This is a genomic window from Pseudoduganella sp. GW821-FHT11H04 (assembly GCF_058807935.1).
This window is the reverse complement of the sequence record NZ_JBXARE010000009.1, coordinates 91,580-106,439: the sequence shown is the minus strand read 5'-3', so window position 1 is coordinate 106,439 and position 14,860 is coordinate 91,580. Positions and strand designations below refer to the sequence as shown.

The following is a 14,860-nucleotide window of genomic DNA, read 5'->3' as shown; positions in this document are numbered from 1 at the left end:
CAAGCAGGCTCCATTTCCCGAGATAGCGCAATTGCTTAATGATGATCGTGCCCCTTCTTGTCGCGGGTTACTTCCATCGGCTTTGCGCCGGCCGGCACCGCCGCAGCGGGCGCGGATACGGCGGGCGGCAATTCCCCAGTCCACTCATAGGCGGTGGTGCCTTTTGGCGCTTTGTACCAGCCCGGGTCCGAGTAATCGCCCTTCTTCTGGTCAGGACGCACCTTCATCAGCGTGAACATGCCGCCCATCTCAATATCGCCATGTGGGCCGGTACCGGTCATCATCGGCAGCGTGTTCTCAGGGATTTCCATTTCCATGCCGCCCATCGATCCGCCCTTCTCACCCATTGCCATATAGCCCGGCACCAGCTTGCTGATCTTCTCGGCCACCCCGCTGTGGTCCACACCGATCAAAGTCGGCACGTTGTGGCCCATGGCGTTCATGGTGTGGTGCGATTTGTGGCAATGGAAGGCCCAGTCGCCCGGGTTGTCGGCGATGAATTCAATCGCGCGCATCTGCCCCACCGCCACGTCGGTCGTCACTTCCGGCCAGCGTGCGGTCGGCGGCACCCAGCCGCCATCGGTGCCGGTGACTTCGAAACGGTGGCCGTGGATATGGATCGGGTGGTTGGTCATGGTCAGGTTGCCGGCCCGGATGCGCACGCGGTCGCCCTGGCGCACCACCAGCGGATCGATGGCAGGGAAGACGCGGCTATTGAATGTCCAGATATTAAAGTCCGTCATCGTATTGACCTTGGGGACCATGCTGCCCGGTTCGATATCGTATGCGCTGAGAAGGAACACGAAATCGCGGTCCACCGCATGCTGGCGCGGGTCTTTCGGATGGGTCACCCAGAAGCCCATCATACCCATCGCCATCTGCGTCATTTCGTCAGCATGGGGATGGTACATGAATGTGCCGGCGTGTTTGGCGACAAATTCATAGACAAAGGTCTTGCCCGGCTGGATGGCGGGCTGGCTCACTCCCGACACGCCGTCCATCCCGCTCGGCAGGATCTGGCCGTGCCAGTGCACGCTGGTGTGCTCCGGCAGCTTGTTGGTAACGAAGATGCGTACGCGGTCACCCTCTACCACTTCGATGGTCGGGCCCGGGCTTTGTCCGTTGTAGCCCCACATCTTGGCGACCATTCCCGGCGCGATCTCACGCAGCACCGGTTCGGCCACCAGGTGAAACTCCTTGACGCCATCCTTCATGCGCCACGGCAGGCTCCAGCCGTTCAGGGTGACCACGGGGTTGTAGGGGCGCCCATCGCGCGGCATCAATGGCGGCGCCGTCGAAGCGCTCGATTGCACAGGCGCCTCAGGCAGGCCGGCGGCGCCGGCGCGGCTCACCATGCCTGCGCCAATCAGGGCAGCGGCGCCATTGGCGAGGAAGGAACGACGGTTGCTCATGGCTGTACTCCTTTTCCGCCAAGAGCGGCATCAAGATTTGCATCCGCGATCCAGAATTCCTTCAGCGCGGTGATGGTGTTATTGACGGCAGCGGTCTGTTCGCGTGCATCGGCAAGCAGTTCGAACACGGACAGCAGCATGCCGTTGTAGCGCAGTAGAGTCTCCTCGGAGATTTTCTGGCGCAGCGGGATCACCACGTCGCGGTAATGCTTGGCCAGCTCGTAGGATGCCCGGTAGTCCTGATAGCTCTCGCGCGCCTCGCTGCCAGCGTTGACGGCGATGGCGGCCAGCAGGTTGAGCGACTGCATATAAGTCGCCTCGGCATGCGCCACACGAGCGCCGCCCCAATCGAACAGCGGTACTTCGAGCGAAATCTCATAGCCGCGCGAACGGCGCTCGCCGTCACGCTCGCTGATACCGCTCAACTCCAGCACATTGATAAAGCGCGTGGTCTTGGTCAGGCCCAGCGAATCGGCCGTATGATTGGATGACAGGCGGGCAGCCTGCACGTCAAACCGTTCACGCACAGCCGTTGCCTCGGCATCGGCCACGATGCGCGGGCTGGCCGGCAGTTCCGGCAGGCGTGCCGGCAAACGGTACGCCGTGGCCTGCACGCCGGACAAGCCAAGGATGCGGGTCAGCTTCTCACGGCTGGCGGTAGCTGCCTTGCGGGCGCGCGCCACGTCGGCCATGGCGTCGGCATGGAAGGCTTGCTCGCGCGCCGCATCGTATTTGCTCCAGTTGCCGGCCACCTGCATGCGTTTGGCCAGTTCGCCGCTGGCTTCCGCCGCGTCGCTGATCTGCTGGGCGTATTCCACGCCCTGCTGTGCCGCCACCGCCTCGATCCAAGCCAGGCGGGCCTGGTGAGCCATGGACACCGCCTCGCCGGCCAGTTCCAGCTTAACCTGCTCGAAGCGCTGCGACTCAATGCGGCTGGCCAGCGGCAAGGTAAGGAGCTGGATGAAGTTCATGCTCAGAGTACGCTCGATGGCAGTTTCACCACCGCCGTGCGTGCGCTTGAAGCTGAAGCCCGGATTAGCCAGGCGGCCCGCCTGCACCAGTTCCGCCTCCGCGATGCCGAGGTCCCAATAGCGAGCTTGCAGGCTGCGATTGTTTAACAGCGCCACCTGGACGGCGGCGTCCACGCCGAGCGGCTCGGCCAGCAGCGTTTTCAGTTGTTCGTCCAGCGCACGCCGGTCTTCCTCATTGCGCAGAAGTCGCGTTTCGGCTCCGCTACGTGCTTTGCTGGCCTGGGCCACCGCCCCGAAGCCGCCATCGTTCGAGAACGTGGCGCATCCGGACAACAGCGTAGCCGCGGCGGCCAACGCCGCCAGCTTGAATGCTTGGTTCATGTTTGTCTTTCCATTGCTTGGTCGTCCTGCGCGGGGATGCAGGAATAAGCCAGCAGCCAGGGCTGGCATGGATCAGGCAAGGGTCGCCCGAGGCGGGCGTTTGGGAAGGGCTAGGTCAACCGGCATCGGCGGCACTGGGTCGCGCAGCCGCAGGCGCTCTGCAAGCTGAGGATGAGCGGCGGCTTGCGGCAGGGCGTAGGCCAGCGCCGCGCCAACGCAGCAATCTCCCACGGCATGACCGTGGCAGCCGCCTTGGCCGGCTTGATCGCCGTGCTGGCCATGCTGGCCGGAGGCCTGCATCGCAGCGTGATCATGATGTCCACCTTGCGCAACCTGTGCCACCGGCTTGGCCGGTCCGCACAGCAGCATGCTTGCCGAGGCGAAGCCCTGGAAAGGCAAAGCCACCAGCATCAACCAAAGCGCAATGACACGGATCACGGATTTCATGGGCAGCGATATTACCATGCTCGCCTTAGAAGCGGCTTATCACCCTGACATAAGCGCCCCGCCCCAGCGACAGCCGAGTGGTGCCGCCAAACTCCTCATGCTGACGGTCGAGGGCATTGCTCGCGCCCAGCGTCAGCTCCAGCCCGGGCTTCAGCCGCCAGTTGAAATTCACATCGAGCGCCGTGTAGCCCGCCACTGCGGTAAAGCGCAGCGGCGCGACGTAACGCCAGGTGACGTCCAGGTCGCGCCCCTCGCCCAGGGTCAGGGAAGAACGTAGCCTGGCCATGCGGCGCGGGTCCCAGTTGCCCGTTACCGAACGATTCAGCACATCGATCTCGCCTGGCTTGATGAAAAACTCCTCATGCATCATGGTCAGCCCGGCGCTGAGGCGCCAGACCGGTGTGGCCTGGTAGCTGCCCCAGGCTTCCACGCCACGCGTTTCGCCTTCCATGCCATTACCAATTTCGTAACGCAACGGCGCGACCGGCTTGACAGTGCGCAGGTGGTCATACGTGGCCCGATAAATGGTCACCGAGTAGCTGGCCAGGTTGCCGAATTGCTGGCGCAAGCCAAGCTCCACGACGCGCGCCGTCTCGGATTCAAAATTCGGCCCGCCGGTCAGGCTGCCGCGCGCACCGGCATTGATGTAAATATCCCGATCGATGCGCGATGGGGCGCGCACAGTGCGCGAAGCCGCAGCCCACAAAAAGGTCGAAGGCGTCGCCTTCCAGGCCAGGCGCAGGTTAGGCAGCAGCTCGGTCCCGGTGTACATATTGCGTTCTAACCGCAAGCCCGCGGTGAGGTTGACCGTATCAGTGAAGGCGACGGTGTCTTGCCCAAAAATGCTGGTCCAATGCATATTGGCGCGCTCGGGATTGAAAGCGGTGCCGCTGACGTTCGTCACGCGGTCGCGCGCGAAGCGGTATTCAGCGCCCAGTGCCAGCGTGTGGCGGCCGAGCGGCGCGAAGTTATACAGCGCCTGCAAATCGACTATGTCCAGCGTCTCCTGGAACAAGGTAGTCAGGTCGCGTTCCGTGCGGTCGTAATAGGCTTGCAGGGACAAGCTGGCGCCGCCATACAGCTGCCGGTTCCAGTGCCCCATCAGGTTAGCACCGCGCATTTTGGCTGTCGGTATCGGGCCGGCGCTGGCGATCTGCCCTTCGACGGTACGATAGGCATCGCCCTGCAGCGTGACCGAATCGCTGCCGCGCAGCCAGTCGCTGCGGAAGCCCGCCTGCGCTGTGTGCCAGGCATCGCCCAGCGGCGTTCCCGCCAGCGTTTCGCCATGGGGCATGACGTTATCCATGCCGTAGATACGCCAGGCGCCATCGCCCATCGCCGAGCCATACATCAAAGTGGCGCCGGACTGCTCCTGGCCCCAGCGCAGATCCACCAACGCCCCCGGCGTCGACGCCGCCGACTTCGTAATCACATTGATCACGCCATTGACCGCATTGGTGCCCCATAACGTGCCGCCGGGCCCGCTAACCACCTCGATGCGCTCAATGCTTTCCATTGGCAGCTGCTGCACGTCCCAGAACACGCCCGAGAACAGAGGCGTGTACACCGAACGTCCATCAATCATGACTAGCTGCTTGTTGGCGCTATTGCCCGCGAAACCGCGTGCTGTGATGGTGTAGCCGCCGGAAGGCGCCTGGGCGACGTGCAGGTTCGGCGCGAGCCGCAACGCTTCCGGCAAGCTGCGCGCGCCCGTCCGGCGAATGTCGTCCGCCGAAATGACGAACACCGAGGCCGGCGCATCGCCCAATCTCTCTTCACGTTTGGAAACCGACACCACGCGTACGTCGCTCAATTCTTCCAACGACAGGTTGGCGAAATTCTCGGGCACAGGCGTGCCCTCACCCGGCATGGCAGCCGTGCAAAACTGGCAGCAAATTGAACCAGCAAGCAGTCCCCACTTCAGCGAACAGCCAGCTTTGCGCATGGCGGCCTCTCTTTCAGGAAGCACTGTTCGAAAATCTTAGCATGACGACAGTTTTGCAGGGTGCACGTGTTGCTTGCATCGTAAAATGCATAAGACTCGCCCGCCATATCAGGATTCTTTATAATGGCAACGCTTGATTCATCCTACTATCCTGATATGAAGCCAGAGATTCAGGGGTTCTTTGACCCCACAACTTCCACCGTCAGCTACGTGATTTACGAGGCCGACGGCAGCGAATGCGCCATCGTCGATTCGGTTCTTGACTACGACCCGAAGTCCGGCCGCACCTCCACCACCGCAGCCGACAAGATTGTCGCCTTCGTGCGCGAGCACAAGCTCACGGTAAGCTGGCTGCTGGAGACCCACGCCCACGCTGACCACCTGTCCGCCGCGCCCTACCTGCAAGAGAAGCTGGGCGGCCGCATCGGCATTGGCGCCGGCATCTGCAAGGTGCAGCACGCCTTCTCCGCGATTTTCAACCGCAGGAACGAGAAAGAAGATGGCTCGCAATTCGGCCACCTGTTTGAAGCCGACGAAGCATTCATGATAGGCAGGCTGGAAGCGCGCGCGCTGCACGTGCCGGGCCACACGCCGGCGGACATGGCCTACCAGGTGGGCGACGCAGTGTTTGTTGGCGATACGATGTTCATGCCGGACGTCGGCAGCGCACGCTGCGACTTCCCTGGCGGCTGCGCCGGAGACTTGTACAAATCGGTGCACCGACTGCTGTCAATGCCACCGGAAACCCGCCTGTTCATGTGCCACGACTACCCGCCTGCCGGCCGCGAGCCGCGCTGGGAAGTTACGGTGGCCGAACAGCGCGCCGCGAACATCCACATCCGCGACGGCGTCAGCGAAGAAGAATTCGTAGCGATGCGCACCAAGCGCGACGCCACACTACAGATGCCGGTACTGATTCTGCCCGCAATCCAGGTCAACTTAAGCGCCGGCCACCTGCCCGAAGCCGAAGACAACGGCGTCCGCTACCTCAAAATCCCCCTCAACGCCCTCTAACTACACACCAGCCCGTGTCCCACCTTGGGGTCACACCCGAAGTGAGACACGGCCCCATCCGTGGCAATGGCCGAGCCTGTGTCCCATTTGGGGTGTGACCCCAAGGTGGGACACGGGCTCAGCTTATTTCTGTTGTGCGGGCGAGCGGCCGATTGGGTCGTCGGTGTTGGCCAGGAACCAGGTCAGCGCGGACAGGACCGCTACGTGGCGCTTCATGTTCAGCGGGTCGACCTTGTCGAAGGTATCGGCCGGCGTGTGGTGGTAGTTGAAGTAGGCGCTGGTGTCGACATATGGCTCGAACGCAGGCACGCCGTTCGCCTCCAGCTGGTGCACGTCCGAACCCGAGGCGGAATCGCGGCGGCTGAAGACGCCGGCGCCGATCGGCAACAGTGCGCTCTGCACAGGGCCGAAGTACTTTTCCGCTTCCGGACGCACGCTGCCCATGATGCCGAAAGTGCGGCCGGTTACGCCGCCGTCGGTTTCAATTGCTGCGAACTGCTTTTCCAGCTTGCCTTTGTTCGCTTCGAAGTAGGTGGTGCCGCCACGCAGGCCGTTCTCTTCGTTCGCCCACGCCACCATGCGGATGGTGCGGCGCGGTTGCAGGCCCAGTTGCTTGATGGTTTGCAGCACGCCCATCGAGGTGGTCACGCCGGTGCCGTCGTCATGCGCGCCGGTCGCCAGGTCCCACGAATCCAGGTGGCCGGAAACGATCACGATTTCGTCGGATTTATCGCTGCCCGGCAGGTCGGCGATCACGTTGAAGCTGTCCGCATCCGGCAGGATTTGCGGCGTCAGGGTCAGCTTCATTTTGATCGGGCCGCGCTTGCTCAAGCGAACGATCAGCATCGAATCTTCCGCCGTCACGGCCGCTGCCGGAATGCGCTTCTCCGGATTCAGGTTGGTGGCGCCGGTGTGCGGCAGGCGGTAGTCCGCGCCGCCCACGGAGCGAACCAGCGCAGCAACCGCGCCCAGTTCAGCGGCCATGCGCGGGCCGTTGCTGCGGTAGCGCGAACCCTGGCCGTAGGCATTGCCTGCCAGGCCGCGATCAGCCATGCCTTGGTCGAAGGTCACGTCGAACAGCACGATGGCGCCCTTCACTTCCGCGGCGCGGGCTTTCAATTCGTCGAAGTCATGCACGATCACGATCGGCGCGGTCAGGCCTGCGGCCGGGGTCGCGCCGGAGCCGCCGAGGGCGGTGAGTACGACTTTCTGAGTAATGTTGCCAGGGCGGCCTTTGTAATCGACCAGCTCGGCCTTCTCTTCGCCACGCACCCAGTGCGGCACCTTGACCGGTTGCAGGGTCACTTTGGCGCCTATTGCGCGCATTGCTGCTGCCACTTGCTCCACCGCGGCAGCGTTGCCTTCGGAGCCGGACAGGCGCGGGCCGACCAGGTCGGTCAGGTCTTCCAGGCGCTGGTAGGAGTAATCGCTCTGCATCGCGGCGTCGCGGATCTTGCCGAGGGTCGCGGCATCGTTCGGCGTTGCGGCACTTGTGATGCCGGAGAAGCCTGCGCCGAGCAGGCACACAAACAGGGTAGAAAGTGCGGGCTTACGGAGGTTCATGCGTTTCCTGTGAGAAGGTTAAGTTTCGCTCTGAACTTGAAACAATAGCGTATTTATAAATTTCCTGCAGGAGGGGCAACTTAACGATACAAATCTATCAGCCCCGTGGAGTTTGTAAGAATGTGTATATGCACTGGCGCAAGATTTCACAGGCCGCTAATCTACGCTCTACCAGATCTCGAAAGGGGAATTACCATGTTCAACAAACGATTTGCCGGGCTGATGCTGATGGGCGCAGCCCTGAGCGCTTCTTCCGCCGCTTTTGCAGCCGGCGACCGTGACTTCAACACTGCAGCGGGTGCCGTCATCGGCGCCGCGATCGGCAGCCAGAATGGCGGCGGCGGCGGTGCTGTGGTAGGCGGCCTGGTAGGCGCCGCAGTTGGTAATTCCCTGCCAACCCGCGGTGGCCGCGGCTACGTATCGACTCGTGTGTACGCCAACACTGGAGCACCGGTCTACTACGAGCCTGCTCCGGTGTATTACGAGCCAGCGCCGCGCGTGTATTACCAGCCTGCACCGCGTGTGTACTATGAGCCAGCACCGGTCTACGTCGAACCGCGCCCGGTCTATTACTACAGTGACCGCTACTACCGCGGCCACGGCCATGGCCACCACCACGGCCGTTGGTAATCAAACAAAACCCGGCTTCGGCCGGGTTTTTTTATGAGCTGAATCAGCTGAAGTCGGCGTGTATCCGCGCCATCGGCAACGCCGATTCCAGCGCCACACGCATTGCTATTCCGGCATCGAGCCTTCCCTGCCCCACCTCCATCGCATGCTGCAGCGCCAGGGCGCACATCACCGGCCAGTGCGCCGGGTTGCTGCAATAGCGCGAAATCACAGGCTTGAGCATAGGCCAGAACAGGCGCAGGTAATCCGACGGCAGCTCGCGTGGAGCATGTTCGGATGGCAACCTTGGCACGCCAAACTCGGCGCTGCCCAGCGTTTTCGCAACATGGGCCCAGATTTCCGAAGGTTCCACGCAATCGGTACAGCCGTGATGGCGCGCGGCCCCGGCCACCAGACCCCAAACCGAAAATTCCATGCCAAACAGGAGCAGGCTCAGATCTTCCGACATGCGGTCGCGCTCCGGCATACCGTGGGCGAAGGCGTTCGTACGGGCGCTGACCTGGCAGGCGAAACCAGCCAGCGCGCCGAGGGCGCACAGCAGCGATTCCTGACGGGTATCGCCGCGCGACTGCAGCTGCTCGGTAACGATGCGCACCAGTTCGCGGCTGCCGGTTTTGGCGTTTTGCATTGGGTCCAGGCGCGCACGCTCGATGGCCTGCCGGTGCAGGCTTTCACTCACTGCGCGGCGCGGATCACGGAAGGCGAGTAGTTTTTTGAATAATGCCATCCCATTAACTCCTTGTTTTCTATAAACTCATCTTACCGAAGGGCAAACGCCTGGCATAGTTTTTGGTCACCAAGTGTGGCGTGGAACACACTTTGAATACAGGGGTAAAACGGGCCCTTTTCTAGGTACGGCCGGGTTGCCAAGCGGAGGGAAAACCGCGTAAAGTTGCGTTATCCCACCATCCGCATTTTCATGAATAAGTGTTGCAACCCTGACCATCCGCATTGCACCTACTGGGTCATGCCAGGGGAAAGCACATGTGCCGGCGGCCACGCGCAAGCAGCTGTCGAGGCGGATGGCAACAGCTTTGGCCTGCTGAATACCATGCGCAATTCCCGCACCGGCCCGCCGGTCGCGCAGTCTGCTTCTGGCTATTCAGCGCCGGCGCGCGTCTATCCCCAGTTGCACATCAGCGGTTTCGATCCGCGCGCTGCGGGTGGCCGCCAATCGCTGAAGATGGAGTTGCGCGGCATGCCGCTGGATTGCGCACCGGCTCTGTCGATTTGCCTGCGCTCGGAACTGATTCCCCATGGCGCCCTGCAGCAGCAATTCATCCGCTCCGTGCATGGCGAATGGCGTCCCGTATTCGTGGAGTTTTCTTCGCGCGGCAAGGAGCATGGGCAATACCAGATCCACGCCGAAATCGTCAGCAAGGACGACGAAGTGCAGCGCCAGTGGGAATGCACTTTCGTCATCCTGGTACCGCGCGTCGACGCCAGCCTGAATGAAATCCACCGCACCTTCCTCAGCACCCACAAGAATGTGCGCGTGATGGCGGATGATGCCGCCATTGCCCGCGTGTCCGGCCAGGGCGGTAATTCGATGGACATCGACGTCACGGCGCGCAATGCGGGCATCGCGCACCTTGACCTCAGTGCGCCGCAGGGCAAGGTGGATGTGGGCTATTCGACCATCGCCTGGGATGAAGACCTGATCGAGATCGAACAGCCTCGCAGCGGTCCCACCCACCCGCACCCAACTCTCGCGGCGAGCTTCATCAACGCCTCTCCGGAGAACGGCGCCTGCCGCCATATACGCCTGTTTGCGATGGAAGAAGTGGCATTCGGCCGCTTTGAACTGGCCGATCCTGAAGCCGACGCCCTGCTGCACCATTTCAGCGCCGAGGGCCCCGATTCCGCAGGCCTGACGCGCCGGCTCTCAGGCCGCCACGCTGTCATTCGCCGCACTCGCAACGGTTTTGAAATTGAAGACGTGTCGCGCTACGGCCTGCTGCTGGACGGTGCCTGGCCCGGCAAGAACAAACCTGTGCCGCTGCGCACCGGCATGAAGATTGAAATGAGCGCCAGCATCAAGGGTATCGTGCTGCTGGAAGTCAGCGCCGTGATGCCGCATGGCGTGATCCTTCACCGAATTGACGAAGGCGCGCGCGCCGAATGCTTCGTGCTGCTCGCCGCAGACACGCATCCCGGCTACCCGCTGCCGCGCCACAACGCGCTGCCTAAAGCATCCACCCTGCCGCTGCTGATGCACCACCAGGGCGGCTTTTGGCATATCGACCAGTTGACCGGCAAGGAAACCGCACTCGCGCCGACGCCGAAACAGGAAAAGCTGAGCCGCATTCCGGCCCATACGCGCTTCGCCAGCGAACCTTATCCGGAACACTGGATCGTACGCAGCAGCGCAACCGCACAGGCAACTGCCTGACATGCAGTCTGCTGCCGCCACCGTCGACGAATACCTGGCAAGCCTACCGGAAGCACGCCGCGACGCTTTAACCGCGGTGCGCGCAGTCATCCTCTCCAACCTCGATCCCTTGTACAGCGAAGGAATGGCCTACGGCATGATCGGCTATGGCGTGCCGCACAGTGTCTATCCCGATGGTTACCACTGCAACCCGAAACAGCCGCTGCCCTTCGCCGGGCTGGCATCGCAGAAAAACTATATGTCGGTGTACCTGATGGGCTTTTATATCGGCTGCAGCGACATCGAGGAAACGGCGGATATGCAATGGTTCCGCGCCGCCTGGGCCGGCGCGGGCAAGAAGCTGGACATGGGCAAGGCCTGCCTGCGCTTCAAGAAGCTGGATGACCTGGCACTGGACGTGCTGGGCGAGGCGATCCGCCGCATGCCGGCGCAGCGCTATATCGAGCGCTATCGCCAGGCATTAGGCAAGCCTTAGGTCGCGCTGGAAGGACGCTTTGGCAGCGGGATGAATTCCGTTTCGCCGGGCACCTTGGCGAAGAGCTGCGCTTCCCAATCGTCGGCCGCCTTCACCAGCCGCTCTTTGCTGGACGAGACAAAATTCCAGAACAGGAAACGCTGGCCATCGAGCGCCTCGCCGCCGATGATGACAAACTGCGCATCGGTCAGCGCCGTCACACGCTGCGAGGTCGACGTATCGAGCAGCGCCATCGAGTTCTGAGGCACCGCTTCACCGTCGACATCCACCGAGCCGCTGACCGCATACACTGCAGCTTCCTCCGGCAAACTGGCCAGCGCCAGTTGTTGGCCCGCCTTCAGGCTTACATCCAGGTACAGCGTATGGCTGAAAGTTTTTACCGGCGAAGTCTTACCGAAAGCAGAGCCGATCAGCACACGCACACGGGCGCCATCGACCTCCAGTTCCGGGATTGCCGCAGCCGGCGTGTGGGAGAACGATGGTTCGTCCTCTTCATGCGCCTTTGGCAGCGCAGCCCACAGCTGCAGGCCGTGAGTACGGTGCGGCACGCCGACCAGGTCTTTCGGAGTGCGCTCGGAGTGCACGATGCCGCGCCCCGCGGTCATCCAGTTGATCGCACCGGGTTCGATGCGTTGCAGCGTGCCCAGGCTGTCGCGGTGTTCCATCGCACCTTCGAACAGGTAGGTCACTGTCGCCAGGCCGATATGCGGATGCGGCCGCACATCATGGTCGGCATCCGCCGGCACCTCGACCGGGCCGAAATGGTCGAAGAAAATGAAGGGCCCCACGGCCTGCTTGGCTGCCGCCGGCAGATAGCGTCGCACAACAAAGCCGCCGCCCAGGTCCTTTTCGTGTCCCTTCAGGAGATGCGCAATATTCATGGTCTTACCCCAGTTGGGTGGTGATTTCCGTGGTCACGGCCGTCATCAGCTTGTGCACCGGGCATTTCTGCGAGATGGCCAGCAGCTCCTCGCGCTGCTCCTGGCTCAATTCACCGGTCAGGTGCAGCGTAGCGGCCAGGCGGTAGGTGCCCTTGCGCTCTTCGCTGGCATCACGCTCGGTGGTCACTTGCACGTCTTCGACCGGAATGCCCTTGCGGCGGGCGTACCAGATAACAGTCAGTGCCTTGCAGGCGCTGACGGCGGCATCGTACAAATCGTGGGGCGAAGGGCCGGCATCGTTGCCGCCCTCTTCAATCGTTCCGTCGACGGAAACGATATGGTTGCGCACATGCAGGATGCTGCGCATTGGGAGCGACTGGTCGCGTGCTACTTTAACGGTCATTTTATTGAAATCCTGCTTGGTGACTAATACCGCAATTTACACCAACTTGCGCGCCACGCGGAAGCCCACCACGTCATTCGCGAGCAAGGCCGAATAGCCGTTGCGCAGGGCCGAACGCAGGTAGCGCGGCTGGTAAAGCCAAGCCCCGCCGCGCAGGATGCGGCGCGCAGCATCGCCGCCCTGCTCCCATGCGCTTCCATCCGCTGGTGCGCCGAGGTAGTTTTCGTGCATCGTGTCCTGCGTCCATTCCCAGACATTGCCATGCATATCGAACAGGCCCCAGGGATTGGGCTGGTAGCTGCCAACCCGTGTGGTGCCGCCATGGCTATTGCCCTTCGGGCCGTCGTTGTAGGTAAAGTGGCCATCGTAGTTGGCGTGTTCGGGCGTGATCTGGTCGCCAAAACTGAAAGCCGTGTGGGTGCCGGCGCGGCAGGAGTATTCCCATTCCGTTTCGCTCGGCAGGCGATATTCCTGGCCCGTCTTCTCGCTAAGCCATTGCAGGTATTGCTGCGCATCGTGCCAGCTGACGCACACCACGGGATGGCGGTCGTCCTGGGCGAAGCCGGGCTGCTGCCAGTCTACGTCCAGCTTCGATTGCCAGCCGGTCGCTTTCGCAAAGACCCGCCACTCGCCCACTGTCACGGGATAGCGGCCAAGTGCGAAAGAATGCTCAATGCCCACCCAGTGCGCCGGCAGTTCGCGGTCCATCCAGGCCTTCTGGGCGCCCGCTTTCACGGCGATCTTGTGCTCATGTTCGTTTGAGCCCATCTGGAAGCGGCCGGTCGGGATCAAGACCAAGTCCGGCCCCACGCCGCTGCCGTCGGCAAAGCGATCGCGCAGCACCCCCTCGGCATCGGCCACCGGGCTGCTTGAGGACGGCAGCAAGGCCGCCAATTCAGCCGCTTTACGCGCAGCCTGCTCCTTACGGTGCCGTTCCTGCTCCGTGCGGTAGGCCGCTTCCGCCTTGAACTGCGCCAGCTTGCGCTGGTGCTCTTCCTCGGCCTGGCGCGCCTTCAGCGCATCGGCGTCGCGGCGGGCGACCAGTTGCTGGCGCAGGCTTTCCTTGCGTTCCTTTGCTTCCTTCTCGGCCTGAAGTTTTCGCTGCTTTTCCTGCTCTCGCCGCAACTGGTCCTGCCGCACCTTTTCCTGTGCCGCAGCCTGGGCCTCCGCTTTGAGACGGGCAGCCTGCTCCACTTCTTTCTTGCGGCGCAGCTCCTCTTCTTCAGCGCGAGCAATGGCATCGGCACGGGAGCGGGCCTCGCGTGCGGCGCGAGCCACACGCTCCTGCTGCTCCGCTTCCGCGCGCAGGGCCGCTTCCTCGGCGCTTGGCTCAGCCGCCTGCCGCAATTCATCAAGCAGTGCGCCTACCGATTCCGGACGCTCACCGGCGCGGTTGGCGAAACCACGCTTCAGCACTTCCCATTGCTGCACATTGAGCGACTGCGGCTTGACCGGTTCCAGCAGCGCGGTCGCCTCGCCGTCGAAAGGCATGCGGCCTTCCAGCAGCTGGTAGATCATGACCGCAACAGCATAGACATCCACCTGCGGCCGCGGCGCGCCCTGGCTGGTGCCGGCTTCCGGTGCGCGGTAGCCGGCGGTGCCTGCGTTCGGTGTGGCGATGCCAAGGTCGGTGCCGGTGGAGCGCGCTCGGGAAGCGATGCCGAAATCAAGCAGCTTGATTTCGCCAGACGTGGTCAGGAAAACATTGCCCGGCTTGATATCGCGGTGCACCAGACGGTGCTTGTCCCAGGCGTATTGCAGCGCTTGCGCCACGGGCCGCAGCATCTGCTCCACCTGCGCCGGCGTGGCTTTGCCGTGCTCCGCCAGCCGGGCGTCCAGGTCCTGCCCCTCCAGGCATTCCATGATGATGAAATAGCTGGACGTGGCCGGGTCCTGCGCCCATTCGTAGACTCGGACGATATTGTCATGCGCCAGCCGGCGCGCCTGGGTCGCTTCCTCAATCAACAGCTTGGCGTGGGCCGGGCTTTGCGTCAGTTGCGGCGGCAGGATCTTGAGCGCCACCACGGCGCTGTGGCCCAGCTCCGCATGGGTAGCCAGGTCGGTCGCCTGCCAAACCTGGCCCATGCCACCCATGCCAAGCAGGCGCTCCAACCGGTAGCGGCGGTTGTGGGGGCCAATCTCCTGGCCCGGCATCAGGCCAAGTTCCGTACCCTGGCGCGGGATGGTGATAGGTGCGGCGGCGCCTCCCGGCGGCGCGTACTCGGCGTCCAGGATGGCGTTCTTGCGGCGGTCGAACTCTTGCAGGCTTAACAGGCCATCTTCGTGCAGGGCACGCAGTTCGCGAATCTTATCTCGGGCAGTCTGCATTTCTTCTGTTACGTTACT

At 62.8% G+C, this 14,860-nt stretch carries 13 protein-coding genes; 4 read left to right on the top strand and 9 right to left on the bottom strand.

All coding sequences use genetic code 11. The features are described from left to right. Positions 1–35: 35 nt before the first annotated feature. From AC1RTP_RS19715 to AC1RTP_RS19700, 4 genes are all read right to left on the bottom strand, one after another. Complete coding sequence (locus AC1RTP_RS19715) at positions 36–1,412, bottom strand: multicopper oxidase family protein (protein ID WP_498609717.1); 1,377 nt, start codon at positions 1,410–1,412, stop codon at positions 36–38. Further along, on the bottom strand, positions 1,409–2,764 hold the full coding sequence (locus AC1RTP_RS19710) for a TolC family protein (RefSeq protein ID WP_498609715.1): 1,356 nt from the start codon (positions 2,762–2,764) through the stop codon (positions 1,409–1,411). Before AC1RTP_RS19710 ends, AC1RTP_RS19715 begins: the two co-directional genes overlap by 4 nt. Before the next feature lie 72 nt (positions 2,765–2,836). Then, complete coding sequence (locus tag AC1RTP_RS19705; protein WP_498609713.1) at positions 2,837–3,211, bottom strand: hypothetical protein; 375 nt, start codon at positions 3,209–3,211, stop codon at positions 2,837–2,839. 25 nt (positions 3,212–3,236) lie between these two features. Next, complete coding sequence (locus tag AC1RTP_RS19700; protein ID WP_498609712.1) at positions 3,237–5,156, bottom strand: TOL_0244 family TonB-dependent receptor; 1,920 nt, start codon at positions 5,154–5,156, stop codon at positions 3,237–3,239. 156 nt (positions 5,157–5,312) lie between these two features. Between AC1RTP_RS19700 and AC1RTP_RS19695 the strand changes: the two genes are divergently transcribed. Beyond that, positions 5,313–6,170: an MBL fold metallo-hydrolase gene (locus AC1RTP_RS19695; RefSeq protein ID WP_498609852.1), complete on the top strand. Its 858-nt coding sequence runs from the start codon at positions 5,313–5,315 to the stop codon at positions 6,168–6,170. Positions 6,171–6,293: 123 nt separating this feature from the next. Here AC1RTP_RS19695 and AC1RTP_RS19690 read toward each other — a convergent pair whose 3' ends face one another. Next, the gene (locus tag AC1RTP_RS19690) at positions 6,294–7,733 is read right to left on the bottom strand and encodes a M20/M25/M40 family metallo-hydrolase (protein WP_498609710.1); all 1,440 of its coding nucleotides are present in this window, start codon (positions 7,731–7,733) and stop codon (positions 6,294–6,296) included. A gap of 195 nt (positions 7,734–7,928) precedes the next feature. On the opposite strand from AC1RTP_RS19690, the gene AC1RTP_RS19685 reads away from it, so the two are divergent. Then, on the top strand, positions 7,929–8,363 hold the full coding sequence (locus AC1RTP_RS19685) for a hypothetical protein (protein WP_498609708.1): 435 nt from the start codon (positions 7,929–7,931) through the stop codon (positions 8,361–8,363). 43 nt (positions 8,364–8,406) lie between these two features. Here AC1RTP_RS19685 and AC1RTP_RS19680 read toward each other — a convergent pair whose 3' ends face one another. After that, on the bottom strand, positions 8,407–9,090 hold the full coding sequence (locus AC1RTP_RS19680; RefSeq protein WP_498609707.1) for a hypothetical protein: 684 nt from the start codon (positions 9,088–9,090) through the stop codon (positions 8,407–8,409). Between the two features lie 192 nt (positions 9,091–9,282). Between AC1RTP_RS19680 and AC1RTP_RS19675 the strand changes: the two genes are divergently transcribed. Together AC1RTP_RS19675 and AC1RTP_RS19670 are read left to right on the top strand one after the other, a co-directional pair. Further along, complete coding sequence (locus AC1RTP_RS19675) at positions 9,283–10,755, top strand: FHA domain-containing protein (protein WP_498609705.1); 1,473 nt, start codon at positions 9,283–9,285, stop codon at positions 10,753–10,755. 1 nt (position 10,756) lies between these two features. Further along, positions 10,757–11,230, top strand: a complete 474-nt coding sequence (locus AC1RTP_RS19670) for a DUF1801 domain-containing protein (protein WP_498609703.1) — start codon at positions 10,757–10,759, stop codon at positions 11,228–11,230. Here AC1RTP_RS19670 and AC1RTP_RS19665 read toward each other — a convergent pair. From AC1RTP_RS19665 to AC1RTP_RS19655, 3 genes are read right to left on the bottom strand one after another with little or no spacing between them, the layout of a single operon-like run. Continuing rightward, entirely contained in the window at positions 11,227–12,111 is an 885-nt protein-coding gene (locus tag AC1RTP_RS19665) for a pirin family protein (protein ID WP_498609702.1), read from the bottom strand. The two genes, AC1RTP_RS19670 and AC1RTP_RS19665, sit on opposite strands and share 4 nt — an antisense overlap. 4 nt (positions 12,112–12,115) lie before the next feature. Then, positions 12,116–12,514 carry an OsmC family protein gene (locus tag AC1RTP_RS19660; protein ID WP_498609700.1) on the bottom strand — a complete coding sequence of 133 codons (399 nt, stop codon included), beginning with the start codon at positions 12,512–12,514 and terminating at the stop codon, positions 12,116–12,118. Positions 12,515–12,550: 36 nt separating this feature from the next. Then, positions 12,551–14,842 (bottom strand): SUMF1/EgtB/PvdO family nonheme iron enzyme, encoded by a 2,292-nt coding sequence (locus tag AC1RTP_RS19655; RefSeq protein WP_498609699.1) that lies wholly within the window; start codon positions 14,840–14,842, stop codon positions 12,551–12,553. Between the last annotated feature and the right edge of the window lie 18 nt (positions 14,843–14,860).